18 protein-coding genes are annotated in these 17,305 nt (G+C 58.5%); 11 read left to right on the forward strand and 7 right to left on the reverse strand.

Going from position 1 to position 17,305, the window contains the following annotated elements:
- Positions 1–109: 109 nt before the first annotated feature.
- On the forward strand, positions 110–253 hold the full coding sequence (locus tag VWY75_RS17960; protein WP_416538824.1) for a hypothetical protein: 144 nt from the start codon (positions 110–112) through the stop codon (positions 251–253).
- Positions 254–366: 113 nt separating this feature from the next.
- Here VWY75_RS17960 and coaD read toward each other — a convergent pair whose 3' ends face one another.
- The 3 genes from coaD to VWY75_RS17975 form a co-directional block, all read right to left on the reverse strand.
- A complete protein-coding gene (gene coaD / locus VWY75_RS17965; RefSeq protein ID WP_340545725.1) occupies positions 367–861 on the reverse strand; it encodes a pantetheine-phosphate adenylyltransferase in 495 nt (164 codons plus the stop codon).
- A gap of 169 nt (positions 862–1,030) precedes the next feature.
- Positions 1,031–1,465, reverse strand: coding sequence for a CBS domain-containing protein (locus VWY75_RS17970; protein ID WP_340545726.1), 435 nt, complete (start codon positions 1,463–1,465; stop codon positions 1,031–1,033).
- Between the two features lie 56 nt (positions 1,466–1,521).
- A complete protein-coding gene (locus tag VWY75_RS17975; protein ID WP_416534849.1) occupies positions 1,522–2,418 on the reverse strand; it encodes a LysR family transcriptional regulator in 897 nt (298 codons plus the stop codon).
- Positions 2,419–2,550: 132 nt separating this feature from the next.
- On the opposite strand from VWY75_RS17975, the gene VWY75_RS17980 reads away from it, so the two are divergent.
- The 3 genes from VWY75_RS17980 to VWY75_RS17990 all read left to right on the forward strand — a co-directional run bounded on the left by VWY75_RS17980 (position 2,551) and on the right by VWY75_RS17990 (position 6,058).
- The gene (locus VWY75_RS17980) at positions 2,551–4,050 is read left to right on the forward strand and encodes a CoA-acylating methylmalonate-semialdehyde dehydrogenase (protein WP_416534848.1); all 1,500 of its coding nucleotides are present in this window, start codon (positions 2,551–2,553) and stop codon (positions 4,048–4,050) included.
- 201 nt (positions 4,051–4,251) lie between these two features.
- Positions 4,252–5,286 carry a fatty acid desaturase gene (locus VWY75_RS17985; RefSeq protein WP_416538825.1) on the forward strand — a complete coding sequence of 345 codons (1,035 nt, stop codon included), beginning with the start codon at positions 4,252–4,254 and terminating at the stop codon, positions 5,284–5,286.
- 169 nt (positions 5,287–5,455) lie between these two features.
- Positions 5,456–6,058, forward strand: a complete 603-nt coding sequence (locus VWY75_RS17990; protein ID WP_340545730.1) for a L,D-transpeptidase — start codon at positions 5,456–5,458, stop codon at positions 6,056–6,058.
- Positions 6,059–6,291: 233 nt separating this feature from the next.
- Here the strand turns inward: VWY75_RS17990 and VWY75_RS17995 are convergent, their stop codons facing one another.
- The 4 genes from VWY75_RS17995 to VWY75_RS18010 form a co-directional block, all read right to left on the reverse strand.
- On the reverse strand, positions 6,292–8,049 hold the full coding sequence (locus tag VWY75_RS17995; protein WP_416538826.1) for a UDP-N-acetylglucosamine-peptide N-acetylglucosaminyltransferase: 1,758 nt from the start codon (positions 8,047–8,049) through the stop codon (positions 6,292–6,294).
- A gap of 770 nt (positions 8,050–8,819) precedes the next feature.
- Positions 8,820–9,488: an acyl-homoserine-lactone synthase gene (locus VWY75_RS18000; protein ID WP_416538827.1), complete on the reverse strand. Its 669-nt coding sequence runs from the start codon at positions 9,486–9,488 to the stop codon at positions 8,820–8,822.
- A 61-nt stretch (positions 9,489–9,549) separates the two neighbouring features.
- Complete coding sequence (locus tag VWY75_RS18005; RefSeq protein ID WP_416538828.1) at positions 9,550–10,167, reverse strand: autoinducer binding domain-containing protein; 618 nt, start codon at positions 10,165–10,167, stop codon at positions 9,550–9,552.
- 214 nt (positions 10,168–10,381) lie between these two features.
- The gene (locus VWY75_RS18010; protein WP_416538829.1) at positions 10,382–10,726 is read right to left on the reverse strand and encodes a helix-turn-helix domain-containing protein; all 345 of its coding nucleotides are present in this window, start codon (positions 10,724–10,726) and stop codon (positions 10,382–10,384) included.
- 161 nt (positions 10,727–10,887) lie between these two features.
- On the opposite strand from VWY75_RS18010, the gene VWY75_RS18015 reads away from it, so the two are divergent.
- From VWY75_RS18015 to VWY75_RS18045, 7 genes are all read left to right on the forward strand, one after another.
- Positions 10,888–11,256 carry a hypothetical protein gene (locus tag VWY75_RS18015; protein WP_416538830.1) on the forward strand — a complete coding sequence of 123 codons (369 nt, stop codon included), beginning with the start codon at positions 10,888–10,890 and terminating at the stop codon, positions 11,254–11,256.
- Between the two features lie 678 nt (positions 11,257–11,934).
- Positions 11,935–12,828 carry a ParB/RepB/Spo0J family partition protein gene (locus VWY75_RS18020; RefSeq protein ID WP_416538831.1) on the forward strand — a complete coding sequence of 298 codons (894 nt, stop codon included), beginning with the start codon at positions 11,935–11,937 and terminating at the stop codon, positions 12,826–12,828.
- Positions 12,825–14,957, forward strand: coding sequence for a transposase domain-containing protein (locus tag VWY75_RS18025; protein ID WP_416538832.1), 2,133 nt, complete (start codon positions 12,825–12,827; stop codon positions 14,955–14,957). The genes VWY75_RS18020 and VWY75_RS18025 overlap by 4 nt, the downstream gene beginning before the upstream one ends.
- Before the next feature lie 57 nt (positions 14,958–15,014).
- A complete protein-coding gene (locus VWY75_RS18030; protein WP_416538833.1) occupies positions 15,015–15,758 on the forward strand; it encodes an AAA family ATPase in 744 nt (247 codons plus the stop codon).
- Complete coding sequence (locus VWY75_RS18035) at positions 15,755–16,552, forward strand: hypothetical protein (RefSeq protein WP_416538834.1); 798 nt, start codon at positions 15,755–15,757, stop codon at positions 16,550–16,552. Before VWY75_RS18030 ends, VWY75_RS18035 begins: the two co-directional genes overlap by 4 nt.
- Positions 16,552–16,929 (forward strand): hypothetical protein, encoded by a 378-nt coding sequence (locus VWY75_RS18040; RefSeq protein ID WP_416538835.1) that lies wholly within the window; start codon positions 16,552–16,554, stop codon positions 16,927–16,929. Before VWY75_RS18035 ends, VWY75_RS18040 begins: the two co-directional genes overlap by 1 nt.
- Complete coding sequence (locus VWY75_RS18045; RefSeq protein ID WP_416541679.1) at positions 16,926–17,120, forward strand: hypothetical protein; 195 nt, start codon at positions 16,926–16,928, stop codon at positions 17,118–17,120. Before VWY75_RS18040 ends, VWY75_RS18045 begins: the two co-directional genes overlap by 4 nt.
- The last annotated feature ends 185 nt before the right edge of the window (positions 17,121–17,305 follow it).

Raw genomic sequence — 17,305 nt, forward strand, 5'->3', positions numbered from 1 at the left:
GGCACCACGGCCTCTGTGCGCAGCACTTGGCCCGCATGGCTTGTAAGACACCGCCCGGTCAGGCATATCTGGCCGGGCGTATCTTATTTACCCCGGCCCCAGACCCATCATGACCAATAGAATTGCCCTGTTCCTTGCGCTGCTGATCCTGGCTGGTCTGGCCGTGGATCTCTGGCTGTTTGGCACCGCGCATATGGTGTTTCTGGGCAAGCGCCTGTTTGAACTGATCGACTGGATTGCCTTCTGGCGCTGATCCGGCGGCGCCGCGCAGATCAGGAACAGGTCGCAACACAGTGTTTGCAGACATAAAAAAGCGGCCCCGAACCGGGCCGCTCCCAATGTCGCATCTCTATCGCCGCAGGCTGACTATTTCGCCAGCTGGCGGCTCAGCTCGCTCTTGACCATCGGCGTGACGAACTTCGAAACATCGCCCCCCAGCCGGGCGATTTCCTTCACCAGCTTGGAGGCAATTGCCTGATGGCGCGCCTCGGCCATCAGGAACACCGTCTCGACCGAGCTGTCGAGCGCCCGGTTCATGCCAACCATCTGGAATTCATACTCGAAATCCGCCACCGCGCGCAGCCCGCGCACGATGATCTGCGCGCCCACGTCGCGGGCGCAGTCGATCAACAGGTTTTCAAACGGATGGGCGACAATCTCGGTGCCGGTCTGTTCGCTGAGCTTGGCGCATTCCGCCTCGATCATGGCGACACGCTCTTCCAGCGAAAACAGCGGCCCCTTGTCCCGGTTGATCGCAACGCCGATCACCAGCTTGTCCACCAGCGCGCTGGCCCGGCGGATAATATCTATATGCCCCAATGTGATGGGATCGAATGTGCCGGGATACAAGCCAATACGCATGGGGCCTCTCCTGCCTGCTGGTTGGTTGCGCGCAAGCAAACATTTTTGTCATCAGGGCGCAAGAGCGTGGAAATACCGACCTGCTCCTGCGCCGTGACGTCAGCCGTCCGATGCGGGAGGACACCGCATCAGACGCGGGGCCACAGCCCCGGGTGTCAGGATCCTGAGGTCAGTGCCCCATGATCATGCCTGCAAGGGCGTCTTTCTCCATCGCGACCTCGGCCAGCTGCGCCTTCACGACATCGCCCAGCGACACCAGCCCGATCAGCTTGCCATCCTCGACCACCGGCATGTGGCGAAAGCGGCCTTCGGTCATCTGCTGTAGCACGTCCTCGACGTTGGACTGGCTGGTGCAGGTGACCAGCTTGCGGGTCATATATTCGCTGGTGGCCTTGCTCAGGCAGCCGGAGCCGCTGCGGGCCAGCTCGCGCACGATATCGCGCTCGGACAGGATACCCTCGGCGGTTTCGCCATCACTGGAGACAACAACAGTACCGATCTTGTGCTCGCCCAGCAATTTGGCGGCCTCGGATATCGTTGCCTCGGGAGCAATGGTGACCACCCCAGAGCTTGCCTTGGACTTCAGAATCAATTGAACCAACATAGGCGCTCCTTTTTGTAATTTTATTACGTACCACCAAGGGTTGCCCTAACCCGGCATCAAGTCAAGCCTTCCAGCCGGACCACTTCGTCGCGTATGCCTTTTGACAACGCCTGGGCAAACCGGTTCAGCCGGTCGCTGCGCTGATCCCCCTGGTGGCGCACCAGATAAAAACTGCGCGTCAGGCTGATCTTGTCGGTCAGAACCTTGCGCAGCGAGCGGTGCGACGGCAGCGTGAAATCATGCGCGACGCACAGCGCCGTACCCTCAGCCGCCAGTTTTATCTGCACCGACACCGAATTGGAGGCCAGCGCCACCCGGTCCACCCCAAGATCATTGAGATAATCCAGCTCCCGGTCAAAGATCATGTCAGGAATATAGCCGATCATCTTGTGATCCTTCAGATCCTCCAGCTTTTCGATCGGCGGATGGGCGCGCAGATAATGGCGCGATCCCACCAGATGCAGTTTGTAATCGGTGATTTTCTGCACCAGCAGCTGGCCTGCGGTGGGCGCGCTGACGGTCACCGCCATATCGGCCTCCCGGCGGCTGAGGTTGATGACCCGTGGCAGCGCCACGATCTGGATATCCAGATCCGGGTTCTCGGCCCCGATTCTGGCACAGACCTGCGGCAGCAGATAATTGGCGCTGCCATCCGGCGCACCGATGCGGATCTGGCCCGACAGCGTGTCACTGGGGCCGACCAGCGCCTCCTGCCCGGCCCGCATCGCCTGTTCGGCAGCCTCGGCATGGCCCAGCAAACGGTCCCCCGCAGCACTCAGCGCATAGCCCTGCGGGGATTTCACGAACAGCGGCGTGTCCAGCGCCTCCTCAAAGCGCGAGATCCGCCGACCCACGGTGGCCGGATCCATCTTCAGGATCCGCCCCGCCCCCGACAGGCTGCTTTCGCGCGCCACTGCCAGGAACACCCGCATGTCATCCCATTGTGGATCCATGAGCTTTTCCCTCTCCTGCCGTCAACATTCTGTTAACCTTTGCGTTCCTGCAAAGCCTCTTTGAGATCTTTCCTCTTTTCCAGTGTTTTTTGCAAGCCTACGATACCGGCAACTGGAATGTAGGAGGATCCGATGAAAGAACTCGGCCATTTTATCAACGGCAAGCTGGTGTCCGGCACCTCGGGCCGTTTTGACGATGTCTTCAACCCGGCAACCGGCGAAGTGCAGTACAAATGCCCGATGGCCAGCGCGTCGGAAACCACCGATGCCATTGAAAAAGCCGCCGCGGCACAGCCCGCATGGGGCGCCACCAACCCGCAGAAGCGCGCCCGCGTGATGATGGCGATGGTTGGCCTGATGAACCGCGACATGGACAAGCTGGCCGAGGCGCTCTCGCGCGAGCACGGCAAGACCATCCCGGACGCCAAGGGCGACCTGCAGCGCGGTCTGGAAGTGATCGAATACTGCATCGGCGCGCCGCAGATGCTGAAGGGGGAATTCACCGACAGCGCCGGCCCCGGCATCGACATGTACTCCATGCGCCAGCCGCTGGGTGTTGTCGGCTCCATCATGCCGTTCAACTTCCCCGCCATGATGCCGCTGTGGCACGTCGGCCCGGCGCTGGCCTGCGGCAACGCCGTGGTGCTGAAACCGTCCGAGCGCGACCCCTCCGTGCCACTGATGCTGGCTGAGCTGTTCGTCGAGGCAGGCCTGCCCGAAGGCGTGTTCCAGGTGGTGAACGGCGACCGCGAGGCGGTTGACACCATTCTGGACAGCGAAATCATTCAGGGCGTGTCCTTCGTCGGCTCTACCCCGATTGCCCAGTACATCTATTCCCGCGCCACCGCCAACGGCAAGCGCGCGCAGTGCTTCGGCGGCGCCAAGAACCACATGATCGTGATGCCCGATGCCGATCTGGATCAGGCCGCTGACGCGCTGGTTGGCGCGGGCTTCGGCGCGGCCGGCGAACGCTGCATGGCAATCTCGGTTGCGGTTCCGGTTGGTGAGGAAACCGCCGACAAGCTGATCGAGAAGCTGATCCCGCGGATCGAAAAGCTGAAAGTCGGCCCCTACACCGCCGGCGACGACGTGGATCTGGGTCCGGTTGTGACCGCGGCGGCCAAGGACCGCATCCTGGGCCTGATCCAGTCCGGTGTCGATCAGGGCGCCACGCTGGTGGTCGATAACCGCGACTTCAAACTGCAAGGTTACGAGGACGGCTTCTTCGTCGGCGCCCACCTGTTCGACCATGTCACCCCCGACATGGACATCTACAAGCAGGAGATCTTCGGTCCGGTGCTTTCGACTGTGCGCGCAGGCACCTACGAGGAAGCATTGAAGCTGGCGATGGATCACGAGTACGGCAACGGCACCGCGATCTTTACCCGTGACGGCGACACCGCGCGCGACTTTGCCTCCCGCGTGAACATCGGCATGGTGGGTATCAACGTGCCGATCCCGGTGCCGCTGGCCTATCACACTTTCGGCGGCTGGAAGAAGTCGATGTTCGGTGACCTGAACCAGCACGGGCCCGACAGCTTCAAATTCTACACCCGCACCAAGACGGTGACCTCCCGCTGGCCTTCGGGCATCAAGGAAGGTGGCGAATTCAACTTCAAGGCGATGGACTGACCTGTCGCCCCAAAACGAGAAAAGGCCCCGGACATTCCGGGGCCTTTTTCCATGGCGCTGCGCGCTCCCGCCCAGATAGAGCGGCAGGCGGGCGTTATTCGCGGCACAGGGCCAGAAAAATAAGGGCTTCGACCAATTTATGCTTGTTCCGCCGCGTAACTCGTCTATCCGGTCATGGATGGACAGAAAAACGGCAGGCGCATGAGCACGACAGACGAATCCAACCAGCCGCAGGCGGCTGCGAAATCCGCCCGCGACTGGGTCAAGATCCTGGCCCAATACCGCGACCCAAGCCCCCTGCGCAGCAGCTTTGAGCTGGCGGTGACGGTCGTGCCCTTCCTGCTGCTCTGGGCCCTGGCCTGGTGGTCGCTGTCGATCAGTTACTGGCTGACGCTGGCCATCTCCGTTCTGATCGCCGCCTTCCTGCTGCGGCTGTTCACCATTCAGCACGATTGCGGCCATGGCTCCTTCTTCAGCAACCGTCGGCTCAGCGACTGGACCGGTCGCATCATCGGGGTGCTGACCCTCACGCCATATGATGTCTGGCGCCGCACCCATTCGATCCATCACAGCACCCATGGCAATCTGGGCAAACGCGGCATGGGCGATATCCACACCATGACCGTAGCCGAATACCACGCCGAAAGCCGCTGGGGCCGGCTGATGTATCGGCTCTATCGCCATCCGGTGACGCTTTTTGCCATCGGCCCCGGCTATCTGTTCTTCCTGCAAAACCGTATCCCCTACGGTCTGATGGGCCAGGCCCGCTACTGGATCAGCGCCATGGGCACCAATCTGACCATTATTCTGGCGCTGGCGGTGATCTGGTATTTCGGCGGGCTGATGCCGCTGCTGCTGATTTTTGTGCCCGCCACGCTGCTGGCTGCCACCGCCGGGCTGTGGCTGTTCTACGTCCAGCATCAGTTCGAGACGACACAGTGGGAACAGGAAGAGGACTGGCACCTGCATGACGCCGCCCTGCATGGCAGCTCGCATTATGTTCTGCCGCCGGTGCTGCAATGGATCAGCGCCAATATCGGCATCCACCACGTTCATCACCTTTATAGCCGCATTCCCTTCTACCGGCTTCCCCAGGTGCTGCGCGACCACGCCGAACTGGCCGAGGGCAACCGGATGACCATCCGCGAAAGCCTCGCCAATGCGCGGCTGCACCTCTGGGACGAGAAGACCAAGCGCCTGCTGTCCTTTGCCCAGGCGCGCCAGCTCTACGGCTGACCCTCACCGGCGCCCAGGCGCCGAAAAAACGGCAGACTTCCGCCACTCACGGTCTCACCGGGCTACACAACCCTGTGAGACCGGCTGAATTTCGCGACCTGCCCCTAGGAAATTCCGCAGTACTACCTAGTTTGCCAACTAATGTCCGAGCAGACTGTCGAAGGATATCATGAGCAACTTTCGTATGACCCGCCGCGCTGCCCTCACCGGGATTGGCGCCACATTGGCCACCCCGGCGCTGCTGCGCGCCCAGTCGAGCGACGCCTTTCCGGTGGAAGAGCCAAAGATCGAAACCGAAATCCCGGTGAAACGCAATATTTCCTCCTTCCAGCAGCAGGCCTGGCAGGATCACTTCGATGATCTGGGCGTGGGCTGCATGTTGGCCGATATTTCCTCGCGCGCGCTGCATTACTGGGGGCCGGATGGCGAGACCTACCGGCTGTTCCCCTCCTCGGTGCCGATGACCGAGGAGCTGACCCGACGCGGCTATACCGAAATTGTGCGCAAGGCGGAGAACCCCAGCTGGACTCCAACCGCCTCCATGCGCGAGCGTGACCCGACACTGCCCGTCCGCATCGACGGCGGCGACCCGGGCAACCCGCTGGGCACACGTGCGATGTATCTCGACTGGCCGGCCTATCTGGTGCATGGCACCCATGACACCCGCAAGATCGGACGGCAAAGCTCCTCCGGCTGCATCGGCCTTTACAATCAGCACGTCGAATCGCTCTACGAGATGGTGAAGATCGGCACAAAGGTGCGCCTGCTCTGATCCATCCGCCCGCAGGCGGCTGCCGGTCAAATATCCGTCGGCCTGAGCGCCGGTCGGCCACCATGGCAGATCCCCGCGCCACACGGATGTCATAACAAAAACGCGCCTCCGGCAGACCGGGGCGCGTTTTTTACTCTTTGGCGGGTCGCTTTTTCGACGGCAGGCTTTGCGCCGGAAGCACCGTCCGGCTCAGCAAAATGCGGATCCCGGTCAGCGACGCCACGGATGGCGGGTTAGACCTTGCCCTCCGCCAGGCTTAAATGATCCGGCTTCAACCCATCGTCATAGCGCTGGATCGCCTTTGTTAGAAGCGCCTCGAAATCGCGGACATATTGCTCGGTATCATACAGCGGCGTGGTGGCGATATTCGCCTTCAGCTTCTCGCGCAGCGCCTGTCGTTCCTCGGCGTTCCGGGCCAGCCGCAGCGCCAGCGCGCGATACTCCTCCTCCGTCTCGGCAATCAGCTCAGGACAACCCACGGCGGTGACGACGCTCGCCGCAACCCGCGCCGCAAACTGCTGCCCCGGTTTGGTCACCACCGGCACGCCCGACCACAGCGTCTCACTCGCCGTGGTGTGGGCATTACAGGCAAAGGTATCAAGAAAGATATCCGCCAGCGGCAGACGCGCAATGTGATGGGGAGTAGGACAACGCCCGGCAAAGACGATCCGATCCGCCGGCACGCCACGAGCCTCCGCCTCCTTGCGGATGTTATCACGGATCACACCAGGCACCGCAAGGAACCACAGGACACTGCCATCGACCTCCTTAAGCAGGTCCATCCAGATGTCGAACTCCGCCGGGGAAACCTTGTTATGGTTGTTGAACGAACAGAAAACCACCGCATCCTCGGGCAGCCCCATATCCGCGCGGGTCGGTCCGGTCTCGGGATGGGGACGACTGTTGTCATTTACCTGATAGCAATTCGGCATATACAGGATTTTTTCTGAGAAATGGCGCCGCCCCTCTTTTGGTACGGTGACAGCGTCAGCGACGAAATAGTCCATCGCGGGCATTCCCGTGGTGCCTGGGTAGCCGAGATAGGAGATCTGCACCGGTGCCGCGCGAAAGCCGAATATCGTTGGCCTTGCGTCTTTGGTGTAGCCTTTCAGATCGATCGCGATGTCCAGACTGTCCCCCCGGGCCAGCTCCGCGACATCCTCGTCTTTCAGGTTATGGATCGGCCGGTAGCAGTCGGCAGCGTCGAGCACGCGCTGACGCATGACATCGCTTGGTTCGCGGCTGTAGTCATAGATGTAGATTTCGTAGTTATCACGGTCATGCAATTCGAAGTGGCGCGCCATCAGGAACATGGTCGCGTGATTGAAGAAATCGCAGGAGAAATAGCCAATCCGGATCTTGCGACCAGCCACCGGAGTCCTGTTGAACTTACGGGCCACTTTCCGTTCGGAAATCGTCACCTTGTTCTTCGTCTTGCTCACCACGCGTTTCTTCTGCAACGCGGCGTCATCGACATAGAGCAGCGTGGTGAACGGATCGCCGTTGGCCGGGTCGTTATCGAGGATCCTCAGCTTGTTCTTCTGATCCTTGTAGACGGTCCAGTCGCAAAGGTTCATCTGCGACTGCACAAGCCGGGAGACATTCATCGCATTTTCCGGGTCGATCTGATAAACCGCCTCAAAGAAGCCAACGGCATCTGTCAGCTTGTCCATCAGAAACAGAATGGTCCCGATCGCGCTGAGCCATTTCGGATTGGTCGGCTCAAGTTTAAGCGCACCCATAAGATGCTTCAGCGCCAGTTCGTATTTTTTCTCCTGCATGAAGCTGGAAGCAATCTCCGCATGCAGCGTCGCGTTGTCCGGCTCAAAGGCAAGCGCGCGGGTCGCAAAGTCGCGCGCGCGTGGATAGTCAGCCTCGATAAAGGCACGCCCCGCCTCTGCTTTCAGCGCCAGCGCCGGCGATGGCGCCGGAGTTTCCAGCCTGCGACGCGCTGATTTCGGAAGATGTTTGGTGCGCAATGGCTTGTTCATCGAAAGTCTGCCCTCAGCTGATCATCCATGGCGGGCGATGCACCACGGTTTTTGACAAATTTCGGTCAGTTTGGAAGAAAATGCCTAAGAAACGGTTCACTTACAGCCAGACGGCGCCCCTTGCGTCAATGCCACGGTCAACCATCGGCAAACGCCGCCGGACCGACATTTCTGCACAGCTGTTAGGAGACACTTTATATTGCAGTAACCGGAAGAGGCCGGGGGAAGCCGGACAAACCCGGATGAGGCATAAAAAATTGGGCGTTCAAGACGGATTTAAAGGCTCGGGCCAAAATGGCGCTTGTCTTGCACAACTTGAAAATTGGGCGAATTTCGGGCCGATGTCGAAAACTGAGACAGCTCAAGTTTCAAATTATCTGGGGCTACCCGCCTCTATTCTGCCCAGGCTCCCCATAGTAGCGCACAGCAGCGCCCGCCTGCACTGTCGGCCTTTATTGTAAGGCTATGAGGGCCACAGCCCCCCAATCAAAGCGGCGCCACCACAGCAGCGCCGCAGGATCCCAATAAGGGCCATTATGTCAAGTTCGATGCCCAACCTCCCCCAACCGAACCTGAAAATAGCGCCGGATTTGCGTTCCAATTTTCAAGAAAGATATTTTCTTCTATCATTCATACTCTTAGGTAAATCTTCTTGCCGATAAACCCGGTAGAAACTTGAAAACGATTTTTCGCAGACCAAACCACACAGAGGATCTCTGATCGTCGAATGAGAACTGCGGAAACCCGCACCGGCGACCGGTGAACTAGACCTAAGCCACCCCTGACAACAGACGGGCATGGGCGTGCTCGAGCGTCGGTGGTGTAGCGTGCCTGAAGAACAAGGCCTCATTCACAACCGGGGCGCAGCCCATGACAAATGCCCAATACTCCCGCTGATCATCTTCGCAGAGGTAACGGCGGCCCTGCCTTTGGACCTGATAACCGAACCTTCTGAGCAGTACGCCAAGCGCACGTGGAGACAGAGAAATCAGTCTTTCGGCACCAAGCCGCCGCGTGGCCTGGCACAGCCCCGCCACAACCAACTTGGTTCCGATCCAGTCGGGCAAATCCTTAAAGAGCCGCTCGTCATTTACAAAGCGAGTACATTCCCACACGGTGTTATCGGACGGATAAGAAACCAACAGCCCGCCGGGAATGCCGACAAGCTTACCGTCTGCGGCGTCTTTCAACATGTACGTCCACCGACCGGACTTGTTACCACAGGATTGCGCGCGCGCTCCGGCAACAACCTCCCCATTGTAAGTGGCTATAGAATACAATGTCCCCGGCCTGTCGTACTGGTCGCGCTCGACTTCACCTCTGCAAGCTAACGTCCACCCCAACTCATCAACCAGTTTGCGCTTTCTAAGCGAAAGAAAACCGTCGAAGATCCTAGAAAAATCTGAAGTCTGTTCGTACGAAAAAACGTGTAGCTGCATGGCAATCTCCTATCTGAACCGCCATGTTCAACCAGACTCGAACCTTGTGAATCTATAAGAGCTAGATCAAGCCGTATTTTATCACTAATGATATTAGCTGAGCTGTTGACGATGCCTCGACCGCCTGCATCGCTGTTTGTCTACGCTGACGGACCGTCTCCAGTTTCACCCCGAGCCTCTCCGCAATCTCTCGATCTTGTAGCCCCGCACACATCAACCTGATCACATCCTTCGACTTTTCTTTGATGCTGAAGCGGCAGGAACTCCGATGGTGGACAGCATGGATTGAGTAGAGGGCCGCCTTCGCCAGCCTTCTCTCGGTGTCTCCCCATTTCGGACCGGAACAACTCAGTATTGAAACTTGACCGTCAACATGGACGGAGAGAGTGTTTCCCTCTCCGAGACCGAAGCGTGCGGCATCATCAAAGAACTTGTTAGATCCCGGATAATCTCGCCGCAGATCTTCCCAAGTTGTGAAGCCCGTTGCGGATTTGCCGAAGTGGATAGTGGGGTCCTGATCAAAGTACCGCTGCACCAGATAGTGGTCTATCCACTCCCTTGAATAAGTAGACTTCATAAACACCGGCTCTGCACCATCGAAGCCAACGCCGAGCGAGAAACCTTTCTTGGAGATCTCTTCCAAGGTTCGCAAATGAACCCGCATTATATCATTAATCATATTGGACACACACGCTATATATGTAATCCGTACATCTAATACCGCATTAGGGTATTATCACAAGTGATACTTTCTCTACACAGGCAAAACTATGACTAGCAACGGAATTACTGCGCGCACCCTTGAAATAGTCCTTACACGTGTGAGCGAGAAAGATGCAGCAGCGCCTGGAAAGGGGATTGCAGCTTTTAGAGAAGCGTTGGCAACCGCTTCGTTATCGGGAACGCGAACTAGCAAGGAGGCGGCTGACTAGTTCAGCATCGCTTTCCGTCAAATCGCTCGACTTCTGAATTACCTCGCGCTCGTCTGCGGAGGGGCTATCCGAAAAAAGATAAGCCATATCTATGTTGGAAACCTCACAGATCCTCAAGATCCGTGCGACCGTAGGATTGAACCGGCCGTTCAAGACTTTGCTCACATACTCGTCGTTGTTTCCGGCTGCTACCGAGACCTCGCCATAATCAAGGCCACGGTCGTCCAGCGCCTGCCTTAGGCGCTTGCGCCATATCTCAACCCCGCCACCGCGTGCTGCCTGGTTCTTGTCAATCGGTCCAACCATGAGCGCATAATACAGGGAATTATAGTTCCCGCAATCGGGAATATAGGCCGCGTCGGAAGTGTCGAAGTAGCCGGTGATAGATCTATACTTCGATAAAATAGACTTCTTGTATTGAAATGGTAGACTTTTAGTTCTATCGTATCGAACTACAGGAGGACGTGATGACGCCGAACACTATAATTTCACAGATGAGCGGGCGGCAGTTCGCCAAACTCCTGAACAGGGAGTTGAAAGTAGCAAACCAAGGATTGGGGAAGCTGTCATACGCAGAACTTGGTCGCTCGTGTGGCTTGACCGGTAAATGGCTGCGTAAGCTTGCAGAACAACAAGGAAACCCATCGACCCTTACCATACGGCTCGTCCTTTTTACCTTGGGCTATGAGGTCGATACGCCAGAAGAAGACGTAGTCCCACACCTACAAAGCAAAGGTTGCTACGTTGATGCACTACACGGTCCATTGCGCAGCCGAAAGCAACTCACCGCGCGAGACATCGCGGCAAACGCTGAGAGCGCGGGTGCTGCGATATGAAAGGATCTGGAATGCCGCCCCGACGGTATGTGGCGACCCACTCCCCGCCGCAAAATCGGGCAACTTCCCCAGCGGGCATGGGGATGCGCCGCTGGGGGCTTTTTCAGAGAAGGACGGCCACCACGGTACGGCTTCTTCGAAAAAGTTTCAAACGCTACTTCCCCACCCCGTTCGACTTCTGGGGCGATCTTATCGGCGCGGCCTGTGTCTTTGTGCTGCCCGCCGCCCCCTTACTTTGGAGCCTTTTGCAATGAGCGCGATAGACTTTGAATTGATCCAATTCCCCCAGCACCGGCTTGCGAGTGAACTGACGAAACATGCCGCCGACTACGCGCGATGCCGGTCGGCATTGGAGCAAGCGGTTGCGGCCCATCAAGAGGCCCGAACCCTTGGAAGCCAGAACGCCGGAGCTTTGGCTGACGCAGTGGATAGCGCCGCTGAGGCGGTTGGCACGGCCCAAGAACGCATTGCCGATCTTGTCGCCCACCTAAATGGGCGCGGTTCCCTGGAATGCCTCGCGGACCTTCTGAAACTCGAAACAAGCGGGCGTCCCTGATGCCCGGCGCGCTGACCCACGCAGGCCATGCGGCCCAGGTGAAGCGCCTCAACCTCATTGGCCATGTCGCACAGAACGACAGGCCAACAAACTCGACCCTCAGTTACGATGGAGCATCCCCAATGACCCCACCCGTCTGGCAACAAATTCAAACCCTACCCGTAGAAGATATTCAGGTAGAGGAACGGTTGCGCACCGCCTCTGAAACAGCGGTTGCAAGCATTGTGTCTTCGATTCAAGAGGTTGGCAGCATCCTGCAACCGCTCTTGGTCCGCCGTGTCAAAGACGGCTATCGCCTGCTGGACGGTCTGCACCGCCTTACTGCCGCAAAAGAAGCAGGATTGGCCGAGGTGCCGGTTAAAGTCAGCGAGTGCACCAATGATCAGGCGATCCGTATTGAGGTGGACGCCAATGTGGCCGGCGCACCTTTGACGCCGCTGGATATGGCCGTGTTTCTCGCCGCTCACAAAGAACTATATGAGCGGGAAAACCCCGAAACTGCGCGCGGAAAAGCGGGCGCACACGGGCGCTGGGATGCAAACGACAAAATGTCGCTTGCATCGTTCACGGCAAATGCAGCCGAGACATTCGGTAAGTCTCAAAAAACGATGCAACGCCTGATCAGCGTCGGTGAAAAGCTCTCACCTAGTGAAATCGCCCAGCTCCGGGACGCCCCGCAAAAGGTCCAATTCAAAGACCTAGAGCATATTGCCAAATGCGGAGAGCAAGCCGACCGAGCTGCTATCTGCGCCGCCCTGGGCGAGGGAACCGCTAAATCGGCGAAAGAGGTTCTGGACCGGAAAAAAGCCCCCGGTGCCGCCCTTAAAACGCCTGTTGAACAGCAGTTTTCAAAGCTGGCTGATGCGTTTGCCCGCGCAAGTAAAGAAGCGCGCCGCCAGTTTGTCGCACAGTATGGCGACGTCCTGGTCGAGTTGATCAAAGATGCCCAGGCCGAACGCGCTCCGGGCAGTGAGGTCATCGGGTTTCGCTCCCGTAAAAGCGGGGGCCAAGCATGAGCGCGCCCGGCACACCGGCACAGGAATGGTGGTCGGCGGCTGAGCTGGCTGCCGCCCGCCTCCCCGGCCTCCCCGGCACCGTGCAGGGTATCACGGCGAGAGCCGAGCGTGACGGATGGCGGGACGTACCCGGCGCAATAAAGCGCAAAGTCGGACGCGGTGGTGGGTATGTCTATCACTGGTCGGTACTGCCCCTTGCCGCCCGCACCAAACTGGTTGAGCGCGAGACGGTCCAACCCGTTGCCAAGCCGGATCGAAACGGTGCATGGGCCGCCTATGCCGCCCTGCCCCAGAAATCCAAAGACGAGGCCGCGCGCCGCCTGGATGCGATCACCAAGGTTGAGTTGCTTCACACCAGCGGTGCGGGTCATGTCCATGCCGTCGATACCATCGCCGCAGAAATCGGGTCCAGCGCCCGGACGATCTATAACTGGATCGACCTTGTCGCCGGTGTGGCGCCAGAGGACCGGCTTGCATTCGTCGCGCCCAAAGCACCGAAAAAACGCACCCAACAGGCAGATCGTGCCGCCTATCAGCCGTTTATGGATTGGCTCAAGAGCGCTTGGCTGCGTCCCGAGCGCCCAACGTTTGCGCAATGCTACCGCATGGCTGAGCGCCAGGCGGGCCAGATGGGTTGGCCCATCCCAATTGAGAAGACGGCAAAGCGCTGGGTAGATGCCGAGGTGCTGCGCACAACGCAAGTCTATCTCCGCGAGGGCGTCAATGGCCTGATGCGCTGCTATCCGGCCCAAATTCGCGACCGGTCGAGCCTCCACGCGCTGGAAGCTGTCAACGCCGACTGCCACAAGATCGACGTCTTTGTCGAATGGCCCGACGGCACCATCAACCGCCCTCAAATCGTGGCGTTCCAAGACCTCTATTCCGGCAAAATTCTGTCCTGGCGCGTGGATCACGACCCGAACAAAGTCATGGTGATGGCGGCATTTGGTGAGTTGGTCGACAACTGGGGTATTCCAAAGCGTTGCCTGTTCGACAACGGGCGCGAATTTGCCAACAAATGGATGACGGCAGGCGCACCCACCCGGTTCCGCTTCAAAGTTCGGGAAGCCGATCCAATTGGTGTTTTGCCCTTGCTTAACATCGACATGCACTGGGCCACGCCTGCCCACGGTCAGGCGAAACCCATTGAACGCGCGTTCAGGGATCTGGCCAGCGATGTTGCCAAGGATGTGCGTTTTGCGGGCGCCTATGTAGGCAACCGACCCGACGCCAAACCAGAAAACTACGGCAGCCGGGCAATCAAGGCCGCTGAGTTTCTGGAAGTCCTGGCGGAGGGTATTGCCGAACACAACGCCCGCACGGGTCGCCGATCCGATACCGCCAAGGGTCGGTCCTTTGATGAGACATTTGCCGAAAGCTATGCGACCGCGCCGATCATCAAGGCGACCGAAGAACAGCGGCACCTTTGGTTGATGGGCCAGGCAGACGGGAAATTGCACAAGGACAGCGGCAAGCTCACCCTGCACGGCAATGTCTACCATTGCGATTGGATGAGCCAGGAAGCGGGTCGCAAAGTGATCATCCGCTTTGATCCCGAAGACCTTCACTGCGGCGTACATCTTTCAGCGCTCGACGGCCAATATTTGGGCTTTGCCGAATGCCAGCAGAAGGTTGGTTTTTTCGATCTGGACGGCGCGCGGTCAACAGCCCGCCGCAACCGCCAGATCGTCAAAGCGGAAAAAGCCTTGGCAGAGCTGCAACGGCCCATCCCGGTCGAACAACTTGCCGCCGATATGAACAACTCTGCCCCGTCGCCGTCTGAGGCTCTGGCGGACTTGGAGGCCAAAGTGGTGAAGCCGGTGTTCCGCAAACCAACTGCGGTCACCACGTTCCGCGATCACATGGACCCAGCGGCGGAGCAAGAGCAAGACGCTCTGATTTTGCAGATGGATATTGCCAAGAAAACGGCGGCGCAGAGTGGGCAGTTTAAGGTGGCGGACACCCCAGAGGCACGGTTCAGGCAGGCCGAGGAAATCGCGCTTCGACAGCAGCAAGGAAAACCCGTCGGCGAGGCGGAGGCCGGATGGCTGGCAGGGTTTTATGAACACCCAGAATACGAGGCGTATTCAGCGATTTTCGGAGATTTCGGCAGCAACAGCGCCGGATAAGAAAACCGCCGCCCGGCTGGATCCGAAGCGGCGGCATAAATTGAGTAGGAGTAAGGAATGACACAACTGATGGAAACAGGCAACAGCATTCAGCCGCTTGCCAATGTCGCGCGAATGGCAACGCTGGTCAAAGAGCTGCAAGGCCGCAGCTTCGGGATGCCAGGCTTGGGTGTGTTCTATGGTTACCCCGGCTACGGGAAGACGTTTGGCGCAATATTCTGTTCCTCCAAGTTCGACGTTATCCATATTTCCATGCAAGGTGATTGGACGAAAAAAACGTTCCTAGAACGTTTGCTGCGAGAACTGGGCGTTGCGCCAAAACGGGTCGTGCCTGACATGGTCTTACAAGCTTGCGAGGCGCTTGCGATGGACGGGCGCACGTTGCTGGTGGATGAGGCCGACTATGCGTTTCGCAGAGGCGTTATTGAGCTGATCCGAGATCTGCACGACGGTTCAGACACTCCGGTTATCCTGATCGGCATGGAAGAATTCCCTCAGAAGCTCCGCAAGTTTGAATTGATTGACAGCCGGGTCATGTCGTGGGTCGCGGCACAGCCTGCGACCCCCAAAGATGCTCAGATGCTGAGCGCCGTTTATTCGCCGAATGTTGAAATTCAGCCTGATCTTTTGGAGGCCATTCTTGAACGAAATACTGGCAATGTTCGCCGCATGGTTACGGATATCGCTCAGGTTAAGAATGAGGCGGTCAAATTGGGCCTAAACACCATGAGCCTAGAAGACTGGGGCGGTATCGAATTTCGCCGCAAAGACGCTCCCTCTCCGCGTCGGGGGCTGAAATGAACATGCAACTCCTTCGCGGACCTTGCGAACAAAGCGTCCTAAAGTTCATCAAATCCCGCGACCGTTTCACCTATTCCGAGGTCGCAGAACACTGCCCCGGAACCAAATCGGAGCGGGAGATATTCTTACGCTCCTTACTCCGCGATGGCACGGTTAAGCCATGCGGCAGAGAAAAAAACGTCCGTTTCTATCGCTACGATCCGCCACAAGCGAACATATCCGGGGCGACCGGTCTGGAAACCCCGGCTGCATTCGGTCCGAAATGCGACGAAGAAAGGCAGATCTGGAGCTTCATCCATGATCGCATATACTTCACGATTGAAGACCTTGCATCGGTATGTGCTGTCGGCGCAATCCGCACACGGTTTGTCTCCGAATTGCGCCGCCACGAGATCATCCGAGAGTGGGGCCGAAGCGACGGAAAAATTTTCTATACGACCAAGACACGACAGGAAGCTAGAGAGCACGCAAAATCCATGCGCGCCACTGCCGATGGCGCAATCTGGATCACCATCAGGCAGCAAAAGAAGTTCCGACCAATTGATATTTTTGCGGCGCTTTCACCGGCGCGGCCTGACGTCTCCAAAGATGATATCCTCGCGTACTGCCGTGTCCTGAGGGCGGCAGGCTACCTGAGGCCGAGCGCGCGGACCCGTAGCCGTGAAATGCAGGACGACACCTTGCTAATCCTAATCCGCGACACAGGCCCCTTACCGCCGCAGAAGAAACGGATGACCGTGGTTGTCGATAGTAACGAAGACAAGATCGTCTACGCACCCGGAGGGCGTTTGTGATGAACGACCGCCTGATCCTTGCCCAGGATGGCTGGGGCGAACCCCTGCCCGAGTGGATCGCCGTCTTGATTGCCGAATGCGACCGCTCTTCACAAAACGTAGTCGCAAAGCAGCTCGGCGTGAGTGCCGCCGTGGTCAGCCAAGCAATCCGCAACCGCTATGCCGGGAATATGGCCCGCATTGAATCTACGGTGCGTGATGTCTTCATGAATGCACCGGTGCAATGCCCGGCCTTGCAGGTGGAAATTGCGAGTGCGGCTTGCCTCGACCATCGCCGCCGCGCTGAGACCTGGTCCCACTCCAACCCCTTTCGCGTCCGCATGACCCGCGCCTGTCGCGCTTGCCCACAGTTCGCCAAATCAGAAGGTGACACATGATCACTCCGCACCCTTTTTGCCGCCTGACACCTGAGAAAGTGCGCGCAGCAGTGAATGACCTCGTATCAGGCGCACGCGTTCCCATCGGCGCCGCCGACGCGCTCGCAGACGCCATCATGATCAAGGATCCGGTTCACGCAGGTATCGTCCTGCGCAGCCTGGCCGACGCGCTGGACCCAGAGGGCGCGTAACCCCAATCCCGAAACGCACCCCTCACCACCCGCGAGGACATAAATGATCAGCCGAAATGCTCAAAAGACGCTTTCAGTCGCCCTTACTTACTCCGCCCTCACTCCACTGTCAGTCGCTTGGTGGTGGCCGAAAGAGGCGATTATGGCGGGCATGACCCTCGGCCCTCTAGGCTCGAAACTGGAAG

The organism is Phaeobacter sp. JH20_08, from assembly GCF_048056635.1.
Taxonomy (GTDB): Bacteria; Pseudomonadota; Alphaproteobacteria; order Rhodobacterales; family Rhodobacteraceae; genus Phaeobacter; species Phaeobacter bryozoorum.